24 protein-coding genes and 2 pseudogenes are annotated in these 20,131 nt (G+C 42.7%); 6 read left to right on the top strand and 20 right to left on the bottom strand.

The features are described 5' to 3' along the window. Positions 1–7: 7 nt before the first annotated feature. From PSTEL_RS14095 to PSTEL_RS14085, 3 genes are all read right to left on the bottom strand, one after another. Complete coding sequence (locus PSTEL_RS14095; protein ID WP_052098486.1) at positions 8–1,465, bottom strand: MFS transporter; 1,458 nt, start codon at positions 1,463–1,465, stop codon at positions 8–10. Positions 1,466–1,554: 89 nt separating this feature from the next. Then, entirely contained in the window at positions 1,555–2,472 is a 918-nt protein-coding gene (lgt, locus tag PSTEL_RS14090) for a prolipoprotein diacylglyceryl transferase (protein ID WP_179944899.1), read from the bottom strand. A gap of 11 nt (positions 2,473–2,483) precedes the next feature. Next, positions 2,484–2,933 carry a MarR family winged helix-turn-helix transcriptional regulator gene (locus PSTEL_RS14085; RefSeq protein WP_052098485.1) on the bottom strand — a complete coding sequence of 150 codons (450 nt, stop codon included), beginning with the start codon at positions 2,931–2,933 and terminating at the stop codon, positions 2,484–2,486. Between the two features lie 224 nt (positions 2,934–3,157). Between PSTEL_RS14085 and PSTEL_RS28505 the strand changes: the two are divergent. The 3 genes and pseudogenes from PSTEL_RS28505 to PSTEL_RS14075 form a co-directional block, all read left to right on the top strand. After that, positions 3,158–3,862, top strand: a pseudogene (locus tag PSTEL_RS28505) (permease); the annotation flags it as partial. Next, positions 3,844–4,083, top strand: a complete 240-nt coding sequence (locus PSTEL_RS14080; RefSeq protein WP_038696201.1) for a thioredoxin family protein — start codon at positions 3,844–3,846, stop codon at positions 4,081–4,083. The pseudogene PSTEL_RS28505 and the gene PSTEL_RS14080, both read left to right, overlap by 19 nt. Positions 4,084–4,306: 223 nt before the next feature. Next, entirely contained in the window at positions 4,307–4,603 is a 297-nt protein-coding gene (locus PSTEL_RS14075) for an ArsR/SmtB family transcription factor (RefSeq protein ID WP_156995875.1), read from the top strand. Positions 4,604–5,054: 451 nt separating this feature from the next. Here PSTEL_RS14075 and PSTEL_RS14065 read toward each other — a convergent pair whose 3' ends face one another. From PSTEL_RS14065 to PSTEL_RS14010, 13 genes and pseudogenes are all read right to left on the bottom strand, one after another. Beyond that, positions 5,055–5,438, bottom strand: a complete 384-nt coding sequence (locus PSTEL_RS14065) for a DUF302 domain-containing protein (protein ID WP_038696197.1) — start codon at positions 5,436–5,438, stop codon at positions 5,055–5,057. A gap of 72 nt (positions 5,439–5,510) precedes the next feature. Further along, positions 5,511–5,969, bottom strand: coding sequence for a rhodanese-like domain-containing protein (locus PSTEL_RS14060; RefSeq protein ID WP_245624956.1), 459 nt, complete (start codon positions 5,967–5,969; stop codon positions 5,511–5,513). Beyond that, entirely contained in the window at positions 5,875–6,165 is a 291-nt protein-coding gene (locus PSTEL_RS28965; RefSeq protein ID WP_408637899.1) for a rhodanese-like domain-containing protein, read from the bottom strand. Before PSTEL_RS28965 ends, PSTEL_RS14060 begins: the two co-directional genes overlap by 95 nt. Positions 6,166–6,371: 206 nt before the next feature. After that, complete coding sequence (locus PSTEL_RS14055) at positions 6,372–6,689, bottom strand: rhodanese-like domain-containing protein (protein ID WP_038696195.1); 318 nt, start codon at positions 6,687–6,689, stop codon at positions 6,372–6,374. A 33-nt stretch (positions 6,690–6,722) separates the two neighbouring features. After that, positions 6,723–8,075 carry an IS4 family transposase gene (locus PSTEL_RS14050; RefSeq protein ID WP_038696193.1) on the bottom strand — a complete coding sequence of 451 codons (1,353 nt, stop codon included), beginning with the start codon at positions 8,073–8,075 and terminating at the stop codon, positions 6,723–6,725. Between the two features lie 171 nt (positions 8,076–8,246). Then, entirely contained in the window at positions 8,247–8,516 is a 270-nt protein-coding gene (locus tag PSTEL_RS14045) for a metal-sensitive transcriptional regulator (RefSeq protein WP_038696191.1), read from the bottom strand. A 98-nt stretch (positions 8,517–8,614) separates the two neighbouring features. Continuing rightward, a pseudogene (locus PSTEL_RS27015) lies at positions 8,615–8,980 on the bottom strand (sulfite exporter TauE/SafE family protein); the annotation flags it as partial. A 165-nt stretch (positions 8,981–9,145) separates the two neighbouring features. Then, on the bottom strand, positions 9,146–9,469 hold the full coding sequence (gene trxA, locus PSTEL_RS14040; protein WP_038696189.1) for a thioredoxin: 324 nt from the start codon (positions 9,467–9,469) through the stop codon (positions 9,146–9,148). A gap of 459 nt (positions 9,470–9,928) precedes the next feature. After that, positions 9,929–10,204 carry a thioredoxin domain-containing protein gene (locus PSTEL_RS14030; protein ID WP_038696185.1) on the bottom strand — a complete coding sequence of 92 codons (276 nt, stop codon included), beginning with the start codon at positions 10,202–10,204 and terminating at the stop codon, positions 9,929–9,931. Positions 10,205–10,221: 17 nt separating this feature from the next. Further along, positions 10,222–10,776: a TlpA family protein disulfide reductase gene (locus PSTEL_RS14025; RefSeq protein ID WP_038696183.1), complete on the bottom strand. Its 555-nt coding sequence runs from the start codon at positions 10,774–10,776 to the stop codon at positions 10,222–10,224. Positions 10,777–10,791: 15 nt separating this feature from the next. Beyond that, positions 10,792–11,517 carry a cytochrome c biogenesis CcdA family protein gene (locus tag PSTEL_RS14020; RefSeq protein WP_082451809.1) on the bottom strand — a complete coding sequence of 242 codons (726 nt, stop codon included), beginning with the start codon at positions 11,515–11,517 and terminating at the stop codon, positions 10,792–10,794. Then, the gene (locus PSTEL_RS14015; protein WP_038696181.1) at positions 11,518–12,183 is read right to left on the bottom strand and encodes a hypothetical protein; all 666 of its coding nucleotides are present in this window, start codon (positions 12,181–12,183) and stop codon (positions 11,518–11,520) included. Between the two features lie 111 nt (positions 12,184–12,294). After that, positions 12,295–13,965, bottom strand: coding sequence for an FAD-dependent oxidoreductase (locus tag PSTEL_RS14010; protein WP_052098483.1), 1,671 nt, complete (start codon positions 13,963–13,965; stop codon positions 12,295–12,297). Positions 13,966–14,339: 374 nt separating this feature from the next. Between PSTEL_RS14010 and PSTEL_RS26330 the strand changes: the two genes are divergently transcribed. Both PSTEL_RS26330 and PSTEL_RS27010 read left to right on the top strand, forming a co-directional pair. Next, complete coding sequence (locus tag PSTEL_RS26330; protein WP_052098482.1) at positions 14,340–15,110, top strand: bifunctional metallophosphatase/5'-nucleotidase; 771 nt, start codon at positions 14,340–14,342, stop codon at positions 15,108–15,110. Positions 15,111–15,155: 45 nt separating this feature from the next. Beyond that, positions 15,156–15,386: a 5'-nucleotidase C-terminal domain-containing protein gene (locus PSTEL_RS27010; protein ID WP_082451808.1), complete on the top strand. Its 231-nt coding sequence runs from the start codon at positions 15,156–15,158 to the stop codon at positions 15,384–15,386. A 256-nt stretch (positions 15,387–15,642) separates the two neighbouring features. On the opposite strand, the gene PSTEL_RS14000 is transcribed toward PSTEL_RS27010, so the two are convergent. Then, a complete protein-coding gene (locus PSTEL_RS14000) occupies positions 15,643–15,984 on the bottom strand; it encodes a TlpA disulfide reductase family protein (RefSeq protein WP_159067746.1) in 342 nt (113 codons plus the stop codon). A gap of 356 nt (positions 15,985–16,340) precedes the next feature. Between PSTEL_RS14000 and PSTEL_RS13995 the strand changes: the two genes are divergently transcribed. Next, the gene (locus tag PSTEL_RS13995; protein WP_038696179.1) at positions 16,341–17,780 is read left to right on the top strand and encodes a bifunctional metallophosphatase/5'-nucleotidase; all 1,440 of its coding nucleotides are present in this window, start codon (positions 16,341–16,343) and stop codon (positions 17,778–17,780) included. Between the two features lie 99 nt (positions 17,781–17,879). Here the strand turns inward: PSTEL_RS13995 and PSTEL_RS13990 are convergent, their stop codons facing one another. From PSTEL_RS13990 to PSTEL_RS13980, 3 genes are all read right to left on the bottom strand, one after another. Next, on the bottom strand, positions 17,880–18,980 hold the full coding sequence (locus PSTEL_RS13990; RefSeq protein ID WP_169744578.1) for a sensor histidine kinase: 1,101 nt from the start codon (positions 18,978–18,980) through the stop codon (positions 17,880–17,882). Further along, complete coding sequence (locus tag PSTEL_RS13985) at positions 18,946–19,635, bottom strand: response regulator transcription factor (protein ID WP_232380839.1); 690 nt, start codon at positions 19,633–19,635, stop codon at positions 18,946–18,948. Before PSTEL_RS13985 ends, PSTEL_RS13990 begins: the two co-directional genes overlap by 35 nt. Before the next feature lie 117 nt (positions 19,636–19,752). Next, positions 19,753–20,124, bottom strand: a complete 372-nt coding sequence (locus tag PSTEL_RS13980; RefSeq protein ID WP_038696174.1) for a rhodanese-like domain-containing protein — start codon at positions 20,122–20,124, stop codon at positions 19,753–19,755. Positions 20,125–20,131: the final 7 nt, after the last annotated feature.

Here is a 20,131-nt window from a genome sequence, read left to right as displayed (position 1 = left end):
AGCTTTACTAAATATAATACTCGATGAACTCCTCGCTGTACTTATGCCCTGTTTTTTTCTGAAATAGTGCTATAAAGAGTGCAGCAGCGCTCAATAACCCTATAAGCACAAAAGAGATTCTGAAAGCCGTAATATTTGATGATTTATTAGTAGCTGGCAGTAACCTGAGTGAGATTTGGTATAACATCCCACTTAGTGTAACACCCATCCCCATGCCAATCGTCCGACTCATATTTAATGTTGCACCTGCGACCCCTAGTCGCTCTTTAGGAACACTTCCCATGATATGACTGTTATTGGGTGGTGTAAAGATCCCCATCCCAACTCCAACTAACAAAAGACCTGAAAGAAGAAGCGGAATATCACTCTCTTTCTGGATGAAAGCCAGTAAAATGCATCCTGCAAAAACTGCACTCATTCCCATAATTGCTGGGAAGCGAATCCCAAATCGATCAGATATGTAACCGGAAATAGGTGTGAAAACAGTCATGCCGATCGGAACAAATGACAAGTAGAATCCGGTCATCGTAATGGTCGTGTGAAATTCGCTTTCGATTAAAAACGGACTAAGCAGCAACACACCATACATCGCCGTAAAAGAAAGAAAGCTTGCAACATTACCAGTTAAAAAGATACTATTCTTAAACAAATTCAAATCAAGTAATGGAGAATTAGAACGGCGCTCTTCTCTGATAAACGAAGTTAGTGCAAGTAAACCTGCGAACAAACATAATGTAATAATTGGTGATGTCCATCCTGCGCTCTCTCCCTTGTTCAACACATATACGATCATGACTAGAGCAGAGACAAGAAATAAGACTCCCCAATAATCGAATGGTTCTCGATTCCTGGCTTGTGTGTCTTTCGGAAGTAAAAGTACAGCAAGGATTGTTCCTAGGATACCTATTGGAATATTGACAAAGAACAGCAAGCGCCAATCGCCTATCGAAAGTAAAGCTCCACCAATTACTGGACCCAGGCTAAGTCCAATCCCTTGTGCACTTGCCTGAATGCCAATAGCCTTTCCACGATGCTTAAGTGGGGTAGAAGCGGTAATAATGGAGACACTATTGGCTTGTAACATAGCTGCTCCAATTGCTTGCAACACCCTTGAAAGTAACAGCATAGTTAAACTAGTCGATATTCCACATAATAAGGAACTGAACAAAAAAACACTAAAGCCAGCTGCATACATCCAGCGGCGGCCAAACATATCCGCTAGTCTCCCAAATGGAATAACAAGCGACGCTAGAGTTAGCAAATAAACCAGACTAATCCATTCCGCATCAGACATGCTTATACCAAATTGCCTAACCAGAGTGGGTAGCGCAAGATTGATGATACTTGCATCAAGAGCGGCCATAAAGGCACCTATACATACCGTAAAGACAACCAGCCAATGGTAGCCCTTCCGGTTGGTAAGACTTTCAGAAGGACTATATGTAAATAATTTCATTGAATGCATTTGTTATTATTTCCCCTTTGAGTGTTAATCAAATATGAGAATAGATCTAAGATTAATCATACGATGCTACACATGTTCATTATCAGCTTTCAATACTTTATTGTGAGGTTTTTTTGTAGTATGGGATCTGTATATTTAATAACAACAGATTTCGACATTCTCCGGATTGTTATAAAAGAGACGGAAGCCAAAATTATGATTATGGCTAAAAGCTGAGAAATTCGAATATTCCCACCCTCCATTGCTCCCCACCCGAACGAGGACATAGGGCTCCATATTGTTTTCAATGCAATGGCTAGCCAGTTTGGCCCATGGAAGACTAAACTATCTGTACGAACTCCTTCTATAAAGAAGCGGCCGATTGAATACCAGATTAAATAACCCATGAATACTTCTCCGGCACGCACATAAGGAATTCTTCGAAGTATCAATAATAAAATCAATCCTGCGAAACTCCAAACCGATTCATATAAAAAAGTGGGATGGAAATAAGCATTCCCAATATGCATTTGGTTTACAATCCATTCGGGAAGATGTAGCTTACCCTGCAGAAATTCCTTGGATACAGTCCCCCCATGAGCCTCCTGATTGATAAAGTTCCCCCATCGTCCAATCATTTGACCAACAATCAAACCTGGAGCACAAATATCAACAACGCGCAAAAATCCATATCCTTTCCGACGGGAGTAGAACCAGCCTGCAAGTAAGGCGCCAATCAATGCCCCATAGATTGCAATTCCTCCATGCCATATCTTGATGATCTCAAGTGGATTGTTTTTGTAATCGTCCCATTGAAAAGCCACGAAATAGATACGGGCACCCACCAATGCAGAGGGAAGTCCTATCAATACCAAATCCATGAAAAAATCAGAATGTACTCTAAAACGTTTGCCTTCACGGATGGCAATTAGAAGTCCGAGTAAAGCTCCTATCCCGATAATGATTCCATACCACCGAACGGTCAAGGCTCCAAGCGAAAATGCGATGGGGCTAATGATGATGTACATAAATTTCCTCCCTATTCACTGATGTGATCGATTTCAAATGCAATCTGTTCCTGCAAATAGTGCAGTGTCTCCTTTAATTCAATAATCTGTTCATCGGACAATCCTCTGCTTACCTTCCTGTTCACATGGTCAGGGATTGGCTGAACTTGACGGATAAGCTCTTTTCCTATTTCAGTAAGAAAAATCCGATATGAACGACGGTCCACCGGATTCACCTCTTTGGTTACGACTCCGCGCTCAACCAGACTTTCGATGATTCGGGTAATGGTCGTTTTATCTTTGTCTGCCATGTAGGATAGATCTTTTTGGGCTAGACCATCATGTTCCTGAAGATGTTTCAGTACATTCCATTGCTCAGGTGTGATATTGTACGGTTTTAAACAAAGCGCCATAAGATATTGATAATTTCGATTCACCCGGTAAAAAATAACTGCTAATTTCTCTGATGGATGTTTTGACACCAAGGCCAGCTCCTTACAATAACTATGATTATGCTCTAAGTAACCCAATAAAACGGTTCCCCACCCCTCAATTATAATGTTTTAAAACTGGTTGGCAAGCTTACTATTTTATCGCTTGTTTTTTGTGTTTGTTGTTTTTTAAAAAATCACCTACTCTTGAGTTAAGCGATGAGATTGCTACTCCCACTTTGATCTGCCGTAAATACTGCTAGACTCCCTTTTGTTCCTGCTCTTCTGTTCCCATTTTTATTGGTTTCGTTGAAGCAGGTATTCCACTCGGCGTTACCTTCTCATTTTTGATTACCTCACCAATCGTTAACGAAGCTGCTTTTGCTGTTCTGATCGCTTCTTTCGGCTGGAAGATTGGATTACTTTATGTATTACTTGGTATATTGGTCGGGGTTGTGGGCGGTATTGTGGTTGGAGCACTTCATATGGAGAAACAGGTGGAAGAATACGTATACCAATCAGCAGCAACGAATGAAATTGAAATATATCAGCCAACGCTGAAAGAACGTCTGATCTACTCTTAGGAGGGTGTTACGGATATTATCAGACGGGTATGGATCTACTTGCTTGTCGGGATTGGAGTGGGCGCATTTATTCATGGTTGGGCTCCCTCGGAAATGCTTGCTAAATATGCTGGACCGGGCAATCCGTTTGCGGTCGTCATCGCCGTTATACTTGGAATTCCTTTATATTCAAATGCTCTGGGTACTATCCCGATTGCAGAAGCATTAATTAACAAAGGCGTTGGTATGGGAACTGCACTGGCATTTATGATGGCTGTCACGGCTTTATCTTTGCCTGAAATGATATTGCTGCGTAAAGTCATTAAACCCAAATTAATTGGAGCATTTGTTCTTGTTATGTCTTCAATTTTATCATATAAACCCAGGGAGGAATTAGAATGGAAATCAAGATCTTAGGAAGCGGATGTTCAAATTGTAAGAAGTTAGAGGAACGTGCCCGTGACGCTGTTAAGCAACTGAAAAAGGAAGCCACATTTGTGAAAGTACAGGATTACAAAGAAATTGTATCCTATGGTGTTATGAAAACCCCCGCTTTAGTGATTGATAATCAAGTGAAGGTCATGGGTAGATTACCGTCTGTGGAAGAACTGAAAAAGCTTTTGGCTATAAAAGCATAAACTATCACATTATTCGATAACCTTCCCGTAATTGAGATTGCTTTTTGTAATGTACGCATAAAAAAATCCAACTCCAGTATAATTTAGGGTTGGATTTATTAGTTTCCTGTAGAGCATTCAACCCCCAGGCTTCCGAGGATAATCATTGTAATATTGTATAGTATTTATATCTCAATATCATGATGTTTTAATGTAAGATTAAACCAATAAGGAAGTGAACTCTGTGGAAGAACACTATATTAGAAAAGCGGAATGGCTTAAAATTATCGCGCATCCTGTTCGCCTTTGTATTATTCAAGGGTTGATCGAGAAAAATAGCTGTAATGTGACCGAAATACAAAACTGCTTGGAGCTTCCTCAATCCACCCTGTCCATGCACTTACAGAAGCTGCGTGGTGCCGGTATCATTGAAGGGTCCAGAAAAGGACTAGAAGTTATCTACCAAATCAAGGATCCGCAGGCTGCGGAGCTGATTAAAGTTTTATTTCCGCAAATACAGTTCATGGAAGTGGTTGAATAAAAATTACTCATCACCACTAACCTCTTATTTCCTTTAAGTTAATTTATGTTGGAGACTGCCCGAGCCGCCAGCATGCAGTAGCAGTACGAGAACCCAGAGCAATACAAGCGAACGATGGACTGAACTCCACTTGTTACGAAATGATAAAGAAACCGTACCCGACGATCATTAGCAAAATGACGAAACCCGCGAGACCGGTGTAAATACTGTTATCCTCCTGTTTGGTAATCGAAAAAAAGATGCCGTGAGCTACAATAACTATTAGGGTCATCCATCCAAGCAGTATGTGCACTGCATACAATTACCGCCAATTTTCGAGCAGCTTACATGTGGGCAAGCAGCCGTTCAGCACATCCAAATAAAACAATCCTAGTACCGACTGGTACTGGACAGTAGTTAATATGAAATCCACTCCATTCAATCAGAGCTTTATAACAAAATAGAAATTATATTACTGACTTTTATCTACACATGAGATAAGGCGCTTCTCGATATCGGACGCGATAGACATTAACTTGTCATTTTCTATTAGCCCGATAAGACTTGTTGGTTTCGGCAACCCGATCTTGGTAGTACCGTTTTCTTCATACACCACAAGCTTGCATGGAAGAAAATAACCAACTAGAGCATTTTCGGACAACACGCGCTTCGCTTCAACCGGATTACAAACCTCCAGGATATGATAGGTCATCTCAAGTTCGACCCCTTTTTCCTGAAGTTTCTCCTTCATATCCATTTGCCAAAGAACGCCGAACTTCTCTGCTTTCAGGTTTTCTGTAAGCGCTAAGATTGCTTGTTCAGGTGTTTTGGTGGTTTCAACAGTATAATGGAACATGATACTTCATCCTCCTGTTGTCATTTTTATACGATCAGAACATAGTGAGGTCCTAAACGGATGAATCCCTTATCAGCGTTTCAGTTTACCGCTCCAGGCGCTCAAGCCACCTTGCAGATGAACAAGGCCTGTATAGCCGTTTTTCAGTAGAATTCTTGCCGCATTCTTGCTTCTTATCCCACTACGGCAGTATAGAAAAACATCTTTTTCCTTAGGGATTTCCCCTAAGCGACCCGACAGTTGGGATAATGGGATGTTCTTCGCCCCGCTGATATATCCAGTCTTATACTCTCCCGGCTCCCGTACATCTATGAGCATCCGTTTCTCAGTGCTCTCCAGCACATTTTGGAAATCGTTAGTGCCCAGTGCCTTTAATCCTTTGGCCGGTCTTACACGGGAATAGACAAACCAGAGCAACAATATAATCACTGCTATATTAATGATTGAACCTGTGTTCACAATGCCTTCCTCCTTTTGAGGGTGTTTTTTGAAAGCATGCTTGTGTAGACAAAACATCACCTTGTATTGCATATAGACTACGGAATCCATGCTTACGGAGGATTCTTGCTGCTTTGTTGTTTTGGTACCAATTGTTGGACAGAATTAGTACATTATCATCAGGAAATAGATCTTGTTGCCATACATAAAGAAGACGCCCTAAAGATATATTTATCGACCCGGAAATATGTCCTTCCAAATAATCCGAAGCATCCCTGACATCGAGCATTTTCAAATTTAAACTTTCCTTAGCTTGGACCCAGTGGTGAACATTTATATAGGAAAGTGAACGAACGGGCCACAACTGGCGCAATAACCATAAGATCACTGCTCCAGTCAAAAAGTACAAAAGTGTTATCATGTTGTCCTGTCCTTTCAATAGCGCTGCAGCTGCTGATTATGCCTCCAGTTACTGCAGTACTGTCCTGTAAGGCTTTATTCACAAACCAATACATCCGTCCAGGCATTAAGCCCACCGGTCATATTCACGACATTATATCCTTTTTCATTTAGCAGTTCGCAAGCCAGACCGCTCCGGCTTCCGCTTCGACAGATGACAATGGTTTCTTGTGCAGGATCCAGCTCCTGTTGCCGTTCCAAAAGCTGTCCAAGCGGAATATGCTTGGCAGCGGCGATGTGTCCCTCTGCCCATTCTCCTAGTTCGCGAACATCCAGCATAATAAGGGACTCCCCTTTCTTGAGCTGCGCTGCTACCTTCTGGGGTGTGATTTCTTTTGAAATTTTGAATGCCATGTTAATCTCTCCTTTATTCTTTTTATTATTAACTCAACTTTCGCAGCTCAAATCTCCAAACAAACCCTTGATATAGCTGGGTAAACCGGAGATCCATTCCTGTAGTTGACAAAAAATAGCTGTTGTATTCTTCTTGGTTTTCGCCTGGGACATTTCGAGAAATAAACTCATAAGCTGCTGAAGCGCGGTCTGGTAGTCCAAGTCGCGGACTTCGTCGGTAAAGAGAAAGAAGAGTCCTCCAAGTGTCCGGTCGTCACTTGATTGACGCCGTTCGTATTCCATCGCTAAATATCGGCTAAATACAATCGTCGTATGGCTAATCAGCCCGTCAAACGAACGGCCCTGAAATTCAGTGCCCAATTTCAAATAACTTTTGGTGACTTTGAAAAAGGTCTCTATACTCCAGCGCATGCCGTAAATCCGTACGATTTCAGCTGCATCCAGCGTCACATCGGTACTTAAAATAGCCAACCACTCCCGTTTTTTATTCCGGTTGCGGACAAACACAAGCTTCACCTGCAGACCGCAGGCGGTATGCACGATGAGCGAGCCTTTAATGTCTTTGGCATTCGATGCGGGCAGGCTTTGAAAGACCTCGCGGAGTGTCATTCGCTTACCGTGAACTAGGTAGCGTTGTTTCATTTCCTTTACCATACCAATCACAGGAAGCCCTTTAGCGGCAAGCTCACGAAGGAGTGGAGCTTGCGTAAACCAGCTGTCCATAAGCACGTAGTCGGCGGTGAATCCTGCACGTAAAGCCCGTTCTAGCAAGGCTACGACAGCATCCGGCTTCCGGGAAAAGGCCTCCAACCGGCGCTTGTAGCCGTGACTTCGTTTGGACAGATTCGAAGCCATTTCACACAACCGATTGGTGATTTTGGCAGAAGAGAGCATGACAAAATCAAGCGGAGCAAAGCTAAAACCGTCCGACCAACCTAGGGTTAGCATCGTGTAGCCTTTGGTGAATTTGCCGGTGGAATGGTCAAAAACCCGTGCTAACAACTCTGCTTTTTTGCTCCGGTTTCGACTCAAAACGGAATCGTCGATAATGAACACACGTACGCGCTGAGTAGAAATGAGCGATTCGAAATGGCGCACGTTCCGAAGACTTAAGGCTTGTAAAAAGCGACGCCACGCAAAAGAAGCTTGATTCAAAAACCGATAAATAACATCTTTGCCGGGAAGATCTGCAGCACGGTCACTTTCCAGAAGGCGAAACCAATTCTTCCCTTCGAAGACCAGGGAGAACACGATTTGAAAAATTGCTAGGCTCGAAAGACCGAACGATTTGGAAATACCTGCTTGTCGTAAGGTTTTCCCGATTTGAAGATTGGCAAAAAGTTTGGAAAAGCGAGACTGTTCAGACAGGGAATGTTGTTGTAACATAGGGTTGCGCACCTTTCTTGTTGGCATGTGAGCTCGACACTTCCATGATACCAAACAAGCGAGGTGTTTTTTGTCAACTTGGCTAAATATAGCGAATTCTTCTTACAGCCTCAAGGGTTTAAGCCGATTTTCTAGCTGCGAAAGTTGAGTTATTAATGTTAAAGCTATCCGTTAATGACTTTTGACTAAAAGCGCGATGGCTTCCTTGACCATTTTCTCGGTATTTTGGTTACCCTCAGCTTGTTTAGCTAAAATACATTGATGCAGATTCTCCGCGACGATTTGGGCAATAGCTTTATCGGATGCATTGCGTACGGCAGACAATTGAGCGACAACTTCTTTGCACGACTTTCCTTCTTCCATCATTCGCAGCACACCCCGAACCTGGCCCTCGATTCTGCGTAAACGTGATTTCATTTCATTCAGATAATTGTAATCCATTATTAAGATCACCCTTCTAATTTGATACTTATACCCCTATAGGTATTATAACGCGAAAAATCATTAAAACAACACTCTTTAAGGAAATTCACTGAATACTATAAAATGGAAGACCATACCTTTACTGCCGTGAGGGCAATTAAGACAACTAATCCGTACCGCAGCACATTAACGTTAATATTGGAGCTTATCCTGGATCCAAGTGGTGCACCCAGCAGACTCCCGATTACTGTATAGATTGTAGGTTCCAGAGGAATACCCCCAGCCGAGATTTTACCGATTAACCCACCGATTGCTGATATAAAGACGATAGCAAGCGAGGAGGCTATGGTTGTACGAGTGAGTATTTTGAGAACAGTAAGCATAATAGGAATAAGAATAAATGCGCCGCCTGCTCCTACGATTCCTGAAACGATCCCTACTAATATAGCCGCGCCTATTGCAATGACTTTATTGAATGTTAGATGATCCGACTGTTCTTCGAGACTGACTTCATATAACCCACCGTCTTTTCATTAGGATTTGCTTTTAATTTATGGAAAAAAAGATCGGTTATGACGGAAAATGCAATGGACTGCATAAGAAAAGGCCAATCAGTCTTAAACTGATTAGCCTCTCGTTGATATTGTTTAGTGCCCTGCATATTTCGTAATAGCTGCCGTAAACCGTTCTAGCGGTTGTACCCCGACGAAGGTTTCAACTTCGGTTCCGTTATGAAACAGCTTTAAGGTCGGGATCCCCTGGATTCTATACTTCGTTGCTCCAACCGGATTCTCATCCACGTTCAGCTTCGCAATAATGGCTTGATCTCCAACCTTTTCGGCTAAATTCTCCAATATGGGTGCAATCATTCGGCACGGTCCACACCAAGGTGCCCAAAAATCAACTAGAACCAGATTGTTATTCTGAATAACCTGTTCCATTGTACCGTCAGTCACTTTCATTGTTGCCATGCGGTTCTCCTCCTTTATTTTAAACATATACCCCTATAGGTATATATTATGATCACCGGAGCTCTTTGTCAATTGCCAATTTTAACTTCATAGTGTGCGGATAAACTGAAGATTTACTTTCTGGATTCCGAAGTGTACTAAAGTGTATAACACCGCTAGTTGCATTTTCTCGACTGCCATCGATGAACCAGAGCTGTGCACTTGAATTTTTATAGTTGCCTTGTGATCTGCGAAGTCAATTTCCAGTAACTCTGATTTTGGAGGAAAAGGATTCTCTAGTCCCTCCTTCTTTGCGGCCAGCAATTGACGTATCGCTGTAATTCTTGGTGCAACCACTGCCGTCTTATTGGTATATGTCATTTCGACCGGAACAGGTTTGTTTCCTTTAAACAGATAAACCGTATATCTTTCCTGCCTTACTAGCGCGTTCGGTATATTATGTGTTGCAGTTAACTCTCCCTAATCAATACGTTGAATGAAATCGATGATTTTTTGCGTCTCTTTAAAGCCTTCCACCCGATAACACTCCCTCTCCTGTTCATCCAAGAAAACAAGAGTCGGATTATGAGTGACACCATATTGATTCGTGATTTCTTCCTGGACATCAGCATACACCAGCTTATATTCCATCCTCTCCATCTGGTTTACGACCTCTTGAACCACCGTCTTCATAGATCTCCCCATTGGGCAAGCCGTCACAGTGTACAGGAGTAAATTACGATCAGACTGTCTCATCCTGATTTCACTTCCTTCTAAAAAGCATCAACCGTCTTTTGCATGATCTCGTAATTGATAGCTCCACGGAATACTTCACGAATAACGCCTTGTTCATCGAGGACATAGGTGGTGGGATAGGCTATCACCATATAGTCTGTCATAAGAGTCCCTTCTTCATCCATAACGATGGGGAAGGTTAATCCAAACTCTTCGATAAACGGTTTAACGTCTTTGGGGCTATCTTCGGTGGCTGTCAAATTAACTCCTAAAATGACGGTGTCTTTCTGGTAGTCTTCATAAAACTGTTGCATATGCGGCATCTCTGCACGGCACGGCGGACACCATGTAGCCCAGAAGTTAATCAGGACCTTTTTCCCGCGGTAATCTGCCAATTGAATCGGATTCCCGTTTAAGTCGTTTAATGTAAAATTCGGTGCCCGTTGTCCTTTTTCAATTCCAATAGGTTGATTTTCGTTCGAAGCCGACGTTTGCTCCTTTTTTGATTCTTTCGTAGTCCCGGTTACGTAGTCATAAACCCCATAACCAACAAGTCCAATTAGAACAAGGAGTGCCAACCAGTTTTTCTTCATCCACTTATCCCCTCTTTATAGTGTAATATCGAATAGTGTGTATTTGGCGAGCCATGCGCTGATCTTCTGAAGTTGACCCGTAAATAGCAGCAAGCCAAGCCCCAGGAATATTAAGCCGTTGATTTTGGAAAGCACAGGAACATACTTATTCATTTTCTTCATAATGCCGGTTGAATAAGTCAGCACCCATGAGATAATAAGGAACGGGATGCCAAGTCCTAAAGAATAAATAGCCAGCATCCATATCCCTATTCCGAGCGTTTCCGACGAACCGGCCATCAGAAGTATGGAAGACAAAGCGAGTCCAACGCAGGGGGTCCAGCCGGAACCAAAGGCTAGTCCCGTTAGGAAGGATCGCACCATGCCGCCATTCGATCGAATCTTTCCTGTATCCCAGGACTTATTCGACATAAACCAACGAAGCTGCAGCCATCCGATCATCTGCATCCCGAACAAGATGATTAGAAGCCCGCTCACCTTTTGTATCAGTTCCCTCTGTTCCGCAAAAATCCGACCAACCATACTCGCCGACGCTCCCATCGCGATAAAGACAACACTGAAACCGATGATGAAACTGATGGAGCGAACCAACAAAAGCTTTCGGTTAACCTCCATTTTGTTATTCTGAATAGATGACCCGGTGATATGGGAGATATAAGCTGGAATGAGTGGAAACACGCAGGGCGAGAGAAAGGATAAGGCTCCTGCTGCGAGAGCGATAAACATCGTCAACAGATCCACTTAGAGGTCCCTCCTTTTCAATAACGATAAAATAAGATATAGCCCTCCTGCAGCGGCAATCCCTGCGATTTGGAGGAAGTCGAAGGACAGGAATACGGATACTCTGTTGGAATTCAGGAATCCAATCGCTACTAAACCGATACACAGCCATAACCCTCTCTCTACTAATCCCGTCCAAAGAATCTGTCCTTCAGCTAATAGGAAGGAGAGCACGATCAAGATGGACAAGGCAGAAGTGGCCAGGAGTGTCAGTTTTTGCTCCGGTACAAACCATGACAATCCAAGATCGTAAACCGTTAACCCGCCCAACAGATAAATCGTAGCTGCTTCTGCAACCATAAGAAAAGACATTTTCCTCTTGATCAGGTGATAAAAAAGATATCCTATAACGGATAAAGACGCAGCCCACCGTCCCTTGACTCCACCGTCAAAATAAACTAACGATAAAGGTTGCTGGATCACCGACGCTGGCTCCCATAATAGGAGACTTCCTTTCCAAACCAACAACCAGATCAGGAACGCTTGAAAAGAAATGGCCCCCAGTTCATATTTCCATTTCATTTTTCGCTCATAACTCCGCAGAGCAGCCCATCCTGCCATACCAAAAGCGAAAAACAGCAATATTTGCCCATTCAATACGAATGATCCAACCTGAATCGTATACAAAGTGTCCCCTCCTCGCTTTAACGGTCATATTATCGATCCTATGTTAAGAAATGATAAAGAAAAAAATAGAACGAAAGGACTTAAGGTCCCTTTCGTTCTCTCTTATACACCCTATAAAATTTCTTGATGATCAGCTGGTGTGAATTTCGACATGGAATAGCTGCGATAACCGCCTGTCACGTTCTTCACTTGGAAGCCCTTTTGGTTCAGGATTCGTGAAGCGATGTATCCTCTCATCCCAACGGCGCAGTAAGCAAAGATCTCTTTATTTGGATCAAGTTCGTTGCTTCTTGCCCGCAATTCATCGACCGGGATATGCAGTGCTCCTTCAATATGTCCTTGATCATATTCTGCCTTTGTTCTTACATCCAGCAGGATTTGGTCTTCCGGATTGATGTTCTCTACCTCATTTAACGTCGCCACCTCAGTCCGTCCAGCTAATACATTTTGTGCCAGGTATCCTGCCATATTAACCGGATCCTTCGCAGAAGAGAACGGAGGCGCATACGTCAGTTCTAACTCGGCAAGATCGTTCACAGTTCCCTTCAATCGAAGGACGGTAGCGATCACATCAATCCGTTTATCTACACCTTCCTCCCCGAATGCTTGCGCGCCAAGGATAGTGCCTTTATCATTAAATAGCAGTTTCAGGGCAATTGGCTTCGCTCCAGGATAATACGTGGCATGGGAACTTGGATGAACATAGACCGTTCGATAAGGTGTATTCAATTTTGTGAGCATCCGCTCGTTACTTCCCGTACTTGCACCGGTCAAACCGAAGATCTTGATAATAGCGGTGCCTTGAGACCCCTTGTAAACTGATGGCAGTCCGCAAATGTGATCGGCTGCTATTCGTCCCTGTTTGTTTGCCGGTCCTGCTAAAGGGACTGCCGCTTGTTGTCCGGATACAAAGTCCGAGATTTCAACCGCATCCCCTACAGCGTATACGCCGTCGCAGTTGGTTTGCATCGATTCGTTTACCAGGATATGGCCTCTAGCTCCAAATTTAATGCCTGAATCCTTCAAGAAACCGGTATCTGGAGCAACACCAATGGCTAGAATCACCAAGTTTGCACAGACTTTTCTTCCACTCTGCAAGGTAACGGAAATTTTCCCGTCCTTCTCTTCGAAAGATTGAACCCCGTCTCCAAGCAGCAATCGCACTCCGTTGTCCTCAAGCTCCTTCTCAGCGAACGTCACCATGTCAGAATCGAATGGCGCCAAGATATGCGGTGCTGCTTCAACTAAAGTCACTTCCAGACCCCGGTGTCTAAGATTTTCGGCCATTTCGACACCGATATAACCACCACCGATGACAATCGCACTTTGGATCCCTTCCCGATCGACATGAGCTTTAATTCGATCCGTATCCGGAATAGTTCTAAGCGTATATATCAAGTTGCTTTCAATCCCTGGAATCGGCGGCTTGAGCGGTTTTGCACCGGGAGACAGGATTAAATAATCATAGCTCTCTTTGTAAATGCCCTTTTCTTTGCTGTAAACAGTAACCGTCTTTTCATTCGTATCGATTCCGGTGACCTCACTATGAATGCGAACATCGAGATTAAACCGGGCTTTCATGCTCTCGGGAGTTTGTACCATCAGCTTCGAGCGATCTTGTATCGTTTCACCCACATAATACGGAAGGCCGCAATTGGCGAAAGAAATGTGTGCATCCCGCTCAAACATGATGATTTCCGCATTTTCGTCCAATCGTCTAAGTCGAGCAGCGGCCGACGCTCCGCCTGCTACTCCGCCAACAATGAGCACTTTCTTTTTCATTAGGGTCCACCTTTCTAATTAATCATAAGCCATACCCAGTATGGTATACGTGATGTCAATCACATGTCAAACAATTATACATAATTTTCCATGTTCTAGAGCATCTTAAATAAAAACGTTCTAGAAAGGAAATTGAACATGACCCAACTCACCATTATTCAGCAAAACGACACTTAGTCTCATGCAGAGTATTTCTGGAAAGCTGGAATGCCTGAATATCGTCAAACTGTCGGGTTCGCTCGTATTGCCCATGCTGTAAAGAAAATAAGAAAGAACAACCCGAATGTATTGTTCGTGGACGGAGGTGATTTTATGCATGGAACGGGTCTCGCTGTACTTTCACAAGGCAGCGTTATCATTCCCCTTCTAAATGCATGGCCGTACCTGGAAACTGGGAATTTGCTTATAGGTATGAATTAATCACGAAACTCCAAGAACGGTTCACATTTCCGATTACTTCTCTTAATCTGAAAGATACAAGAAATCATCAGTATGTATTCAATCCTTACATCATCAAAGAGATTGATTCCTTGCGCCTTGGTATTATCGGCTCAATCTATCCCTACGTACAGGAAACCATGCCGTCTTCCTTCTCCCAAAACCGTTCGTTCTCTTTAGGAACAGAGGAATTGTCGACAGTGATTCAGAAACTGAAAGATGAAGAGCGAGCAGATCTTATTGTCGTCGTCAGTCATATGGGTTTACCTCTGGATGTGAAGCTGGCATCTCAAATTCACGGTATCGATATTCTACTTAGCGGTCATAGTCATGATCGAATTAGCCGTCTGATCATCCAGAACGCCTGTATCATTATGCAATCCGGGGCGAGCTCTTCATTCCTTGGAAAGCTTGACTTAACCGTTAAACAAGGGGAAGTTACAAATTTCTCACACGAGCTTATCCCTCTTTATTCGGAAATTTACGAAGAAGATGCTGAAATTAAAAGCATGATTGATGAATTATTACTTCCCTATCGAGACCAGTTAACGGTACCGAATGGAACGATCCGGACTCTACTTCACAGTATGACACTTCAGGAAGCACGGATCGACCGCCTTATCACCGACGCCTATTTAGCCTATACGGACGCCGATTTTTCCTTCTCCCATGATGGAGGTACGGAGCTCCTGTATTACCCGGAGTAGTAACTATGAACGTTTATACAATACCATTCCAACGAATCCTGAACTATTTATCCTAGAAATGGAGGGGATTCCCTTCTATCGGCCTTGGAACGCAACTTAGAGCAAGTATTCGCTGCCGATCCCTATAAACAAAAAGGAGGTTATATTTTACGCTCCTCGAACCTTATGATGGCTTATAAACCTTACAATCCATCAGGTCACCGTATTCAGCATGCGGAAATCAGAGGAAAATCCATTCAAGAAGATCAAATTTACCGCATTGCCGGGGATGGCTAACAGTTGTTTATGAAACATATAAGCGGTCGAAAGATGCTAAGCGTTGACGAACACGAGGTTCTTAAATCCTATTTTGACCGAAAAGGTGAAGTTATGGTCATGAATCAACCTCATCCATCATTTCTATATAATTCGAACATCAAAAAAGACAGTCCCCCCCTGTCTTTTTGAAGTTACTTCGACTGACGAGCAATGATCATGTAATACTGTTCGGAAGGAAAGAGGATATCCTTCAGGACAAAACCTTGCCTTCTCTCTAAAGAGCCCCAATGGTATTTTGCATGATCTCGTAGTTAATTGCTCCACGGAATATCTCACGAATAACCCCTTGTTCATTGATGAAATAGGTAGTGGGATAGGCTATAACACCATAGTCCATCATTGTGTCTCCTTCTTCGTCCAATACAATAGTGAAGGTTAATCCGAACTCTTCGATAAATGGCCTAATATCTTCGATCTTCTCTTCGGTTGATGTCAAATTAACCCCTAAAATGACCGTATCTTTCTGGAAGTCTTCGTAAAACTGTTTGGTTCTAATTCTAAAAACACTTATTATCTGCCGTAGTGAATTTTGAAATTGAATAGCTTCGATAGCCACCCTCTGTGTATACACCATTTTCTTTGCTATTTACGGTAACGGTTTTCTCGTTCACATTAATTCCCGATACCTCACTATGAATACGAACATCGAGATTAAATTTCCGCCTCTTCATCCAAGCGTCTAAGCCGGGCAGCTGCCGAAGCTCCGTCTGCAACACCGCCAACAATCAGCACTTTCTCTTTCATTATAGTCACCCTTCTTATTGAGTCATTTCATACCCCGCAGGGTATATGAAGTATAATGTTAAATTTGTATAGCTGTTTGAGATATGAGTTACACTCCAGACACTATACATAAAGTGCCGCGATTTGAACATCTTATGTATAACTGTTCAGAAAAGGGAGGTTCAAAAAATGACTCAACTAACCATTATTCAGCAAAACGATACGCATGGGTATATAGAATCCCATGAGGAGTTTTTTTGGAAAGGAGATGCTCCTGAATATCGTCAAGCCGGGGGTTTTGCTCGGATTGCCCGAATTGTAAAAGAAATCAGAAAAAACAATTCAAATGTATTATTCGTTGATAGTGGAGATTTTCTTCATGGAACGGGCCCTTCTGTACTTACGCGAGGCAGCACCATTGTGCCTCTACTCAACGCATTGGAGATTGATGCAGCAGTACCTGGAAATTGGGATTTTGCATATGGTTCCGAACGGCTCCTGCAACTTCAGCAACGATTGGCCTTTCCAATGATTGCTTTCAATCTGAAACACAAAGATAATAATAGTTATGTGTTTAAGCCTTATATCATAAAGGAAACGGATTCCTTGCGACTTGGTATTATCGGGCTAACATACCCATACGTGCATGAAACAATGCCCCCCTCCTTTTCTGGTCATTTATCATTTTCTTTAGGAACAGAGGACTTGCCTGCAGTGATTCAGAAACTAAAAAAAGAAGAACGAGTGGATCTGATTATTGTCGTTAGCCATTTGGGCTTGCCCTTGGATGTGAAGTTAGCCTCTCAGGTTCCTGGCATAGATATTATATTAAGCGGTCATAGTCATGATCGGCTTAGCCAGCCTATCATCCATAAAGGCTGCATCATTATTCAGTCGGGGGCAAGCGGTTCATTTCTTGGAAAGCTTGTAGTAAGCATTGAACAAGGAAAACTAACGGACTATAAGCATGAACTTATTCCTATTTATGCGGATCGTTACGAAGAAGACGCTGAAATGAAGTTCATGATCGATGAATCATTATTTCCATTTCGAGACCAGTTATCAGAAGCGGTTGGAACAATCCGTACTCCGCTGCATAGAATGACGCTTCAGGAAGCACCTATGGACCGCCTTATCACCGACGCGTATTTAGCCCACATGGACGCCGACGTATCCTTCTCCCACGGATGGAGATATGGGGCGCCTGTATTACCAGGGATCGTAACAATGAATGATTTATACAATATGATTCCCACGAATCCTGAACTCTTTATTCTGGAGATGGATGGTGCATCCCTTTTTTCAGCATTGGAACGAAATTTGGAGCAAGTATTCGCTGCCGATCCCTACCAACAGAAAGGTGGTTATATTTTACGCTCCTCGAACCTCATGATGGCCTATAAACCATACAATCCACAGGGACATCGGATACAACATATGGAGATAAAAGGAAAATTAGTTCAAGGAGATCGAATATACCGCATTGCCGGTGCAGGTGAACAATTATTTATGAAACATTCTGTCAGTCGTAAAATGCAAAATGTTCATGCTCATGATGTCCTGAAAGAATACTTTGCCCGCAAAGGAGAGATTACAATTAATGATAGCCCCTTTATTATCTCTATATAATTGAAAGCATTACAAAGGCAGGAAGTAATCATCCTGCCTTGCAAATGCCCTTTTGAACTAATAAACAAGAAAATTCGCTCTCAGTGATGATAAAAGTTATTAGGATATCGGCAAAGTAAACCAGAAGGTATATTTGCTATTGTCACTTTGTAGGCCAACTTCCCCATTGTGCTGCTCAACAATTTCCTTAACAATTGCGAGACCGAGCCCGGTTCCTGTGATATCACCCTTACGCGGTCTAAAAGGATCGCCTTTCACAAAACGTTCAAAAAGGAATGGTTGTGCCTCTTCCGAAATAGGTCTCCCATAATTTGCAATTGAAAATTTGTAAATTCCGTTTGCAACCGATCCTTGTATCCATATTTCCTTCCCTATGTCATAAAGGACTGCGTTAGCTACCAAATTAGTGATAACTTGTTTGATCCCTTGCGGGTTTATTCTTATTTCGTAGGGTTCAATATCGTTGTGAAAGTGAATACCTTTCTTAGAAGCGTCCAAACAAAAACTTTGGACTACCTGGTTACATAGTTTTTCAATTTGGATATTCATCTTCTCCTGTTCCGTCAATTGTTTCGCTTCCCAAACAGAAAGGGAATGGAGTTGATCCACTAGTCGAGACAAATGCTGCGATTCTTCATATAGTGAACGGTATAATACCGGATCACCCACAATCACCCCCTCTGTAAGAGCTTCCAAATATCCATTTAAATTGCTTATAGGTGTCCGAAGCTCATGCGAAATGTTACTCATCCACCGTTTGCGATGCTGCTCTTCGCGATGCAGCACCGCTGACATATGATTAAAATGATGAATAAGCCTTCCTAATTCGTCTTCGCCCTGCTGGGTAATCGGTTCAGTCTGCTCTCCCTTCATTACTGACTGTATCGAATGGGTTAGTATATTCAGAGGAGTTAACAGTTTTCGCACGAAGAAAAAGTGAACAAGGCCTCCAACTACGATGGCTAAGAAGCTCGCTCTCCATAAGTAAAATTGCATGACCTGATTAAAGCTTCGAGTTGTTTCTAAACCAACGGTCTCGAATTGTCCTACAGTGACACACGCGAAGTCTTTGAGGGAGAAACCAGCAAGCCAGATCACGATTAGTACGACAATTCCGTTCACAAACATTAGTTTCCATGACAGATGACGTTTCCAGAAGAATAATTTATTCATATCCATTGAACCGATACCCCATTCCACGAATGGTATCAATCATATCTGACGATGCCCCTGCGCCATTAAGTTTCTCGCGCAACTTGCTGACATGAACGTCTATTGTCCGGTCAATAACCTGTTTTTCCTCATAGGGATATAATTCTTGCAGAATTTGATTTCGGTTCAAGACTTGATTGGGATGGCGCAAGAAAAAATACAATAATTGAAACTCGTGATTCGTAAGTGGAACAATCTTTCCGTCATATTTGGCTTCTCCCCGAAGCGGCTTCAAGGTAAGCCCCCTATAACTGATTTTGCTGCATCGGTTTGCGGTTCTTCTCAATATGGTCTCAACCCGGACAACGACCTCTTTGGGGCTAAAGGGTTTTGTAACATAATCGTCCGCGCCCATTTGTAATCCCCAAATCCGTTCTGATTCTTCTACCTTCGCAGTTAGGATCATTAACGGCACATCACTGTTTTGATCGGATCGGATCCATTGACAAATCTCCTCGCCACTCACGTGAGGAAGTATCAAATCAGTAATTACAAAGCAAGGATCCAGTTTCTCAAATACCTCCTTGCCCTCCCTTCCATCTTTTGCTTCAAATACCTCGTAACCCTCATTTTCTAGATAAAGCCTGATCAACTTTCGAATCTTAGCATCATCCTCTATAACCAGCACAGTTTTACCTTTCACAAGAACCTCCCTAATATGAACTTGACTTAACAGTATATATTATTGAAACATTATTAAGTTTCTATAAAGAAAAACCAATGAGTTCGAACTCATTGGTTTTGTTAAGTATACTGAGGTCTATTTTTGAGTCGGACCCTTCCAAGACATCATCCCGCCACGTAGTTCCGCTACACTGGAAAATCCTTTTCGTACAAGTATCTTTGCGGCTTGTTTGCTTCGAATCCCACTCTGACAATACACTAAAACCTTACAATCTTTTGGGATTTCGTCTATATGCTGCTGAAGCTGGCTGAGGGGAATATTTACGGCTCCTTTGATGTGGCCCCGCTTATATTCATGTATTTCCCGAACGTCGATCACCTTGTTTCCCTTGGCTTCGCTTTGAAACTGTTCCGGTGTAAGAGCACGCAGACCTTTCACTGGCGCGTACTGTTTGTATAAAATCCAGAGTACAACTAACGCTAGTATAATATAGAAAAAGTTATTCATTTTCCTT

It is taken from the genome of Paenibacillus stellifer (assembly GCF_000758685.1).
GTDB lineage: Bacteria > Bacillota > Bacilli > Paenibacillales > Paenibacillaceae > Paenibacillus_AQ > Paenibacillus_AQ stellifer.
Note: the sequence above shows the minus strand (reverse complement) of the source record. Positions and strands in the feature narration are given on the sequence as shown.

Coding starts and splice junctions, on each gene's coding strand:
- PSTEL_RS26330 (WP_052098482.1), top strand. CDS start 14,340: ATGGCCGTACCTGGAAACTGGGAATTTGCTTATAGGTATGAATTAATC.
- PSTEL_RS14080 (WP_038696201.1), top strand. CDS start 3,844: ATGGAAATCAAGATCTTAGGAAGCGGATGTTCAAATTGTAAGAAGTTA.
- trxA (WP_038696189.1), bottom strand. CDS start 9,469: ATGGCAACAATGAAAGTGACTGACGGTACAATGGAACAGGTTATTCAG.
- PSTEL_RS14045 (WP_038696191.1), bottom strand. CDS start 8,516: ATGGATTACAATTATCTGAATGAAATGAAATCACGTTTACGCAGAATC.
- lgt (WP_179944899.1), bottom strand. CDS start 2,472: ATGTACATCATCATTAGCCCCATCGCATTTTCGCTTGGAGCCTTGACC.
- PSTEL_RS14055 (WP_038696195.1), bottom strand. CDS start 6,689: ATGGCATTCAAAATTTCAAAAGAAATCACACCCCAGAAGGTAGCAGCG.
- PSTEL_RS28965 (WP_408637899.1), bottom strand. CDS start 6,165: ATGCTCGATGTCAGGGATGCTTCGGATTATTTGGAAGGACATATTTCC.
- PSTEL_RS14060 (WP_245624956.1), bottom strand. CDS start 5,969: ATGCAATACAAGGTGATGTTTTGTCTACACAAGCATGCTTTCAAAAAA.
- PSTEL_RS14065 (WP_038696197.1), bottom strand. CDS start 5,438: ATGTTCCATTATACTGTTGAAACCACCAAAACACCTGAACAAGCAATC.
- PSTEL_RS14050 (WP_038696193.1), bottom strand. CDS start 8,075: ATGTTACAACAACATTCCCTGTCTGAACAGTCTCGCTTTTCCAAACTT.
- PSTEL_RS14010 (WP_052098483.1), bottom strand. CDS start 13,965: ATGAAAAAGAAAGTGCTCATTGTTGGCGGAGTAGCAGGCGGAGCGTCG.
- PSTEL_RS13980 (WP_038696174.1), bottom strand. CDS start 20,124: ATGAATAACTTTTTCTATATTATACTAGCGTTAGTTGTACTCTGGATT.
- PSTEL_RS14025 (WP_038696183.1), bottom strand. CDS start 10,776: ATGAAGAAAAACTGGTTGGCACTCCTTGTTCTAATTGGACTTGTTGGT.
- PSTEL_RS13995 (WP_038696179.1), top strand. CDS start 16,341: ATGACTCAACTAACCATTATTCAGCAAAACGATACGCATGGGTATATA.
- PSTEL_RS14095 (WP_052098486.1), bottom strand. CDS start 1,465: ATGCATTCAATGAAATTATTTACATATAGTCCTTCTGAAAGTCTTACC.
- PSTEL_RS14030 (WP_038696185.1), bottom strand. CDS start 10,204: ATGAGACAGTCTGATCGTAATTTACTCCTGTACACTGTGACGGCTTGC.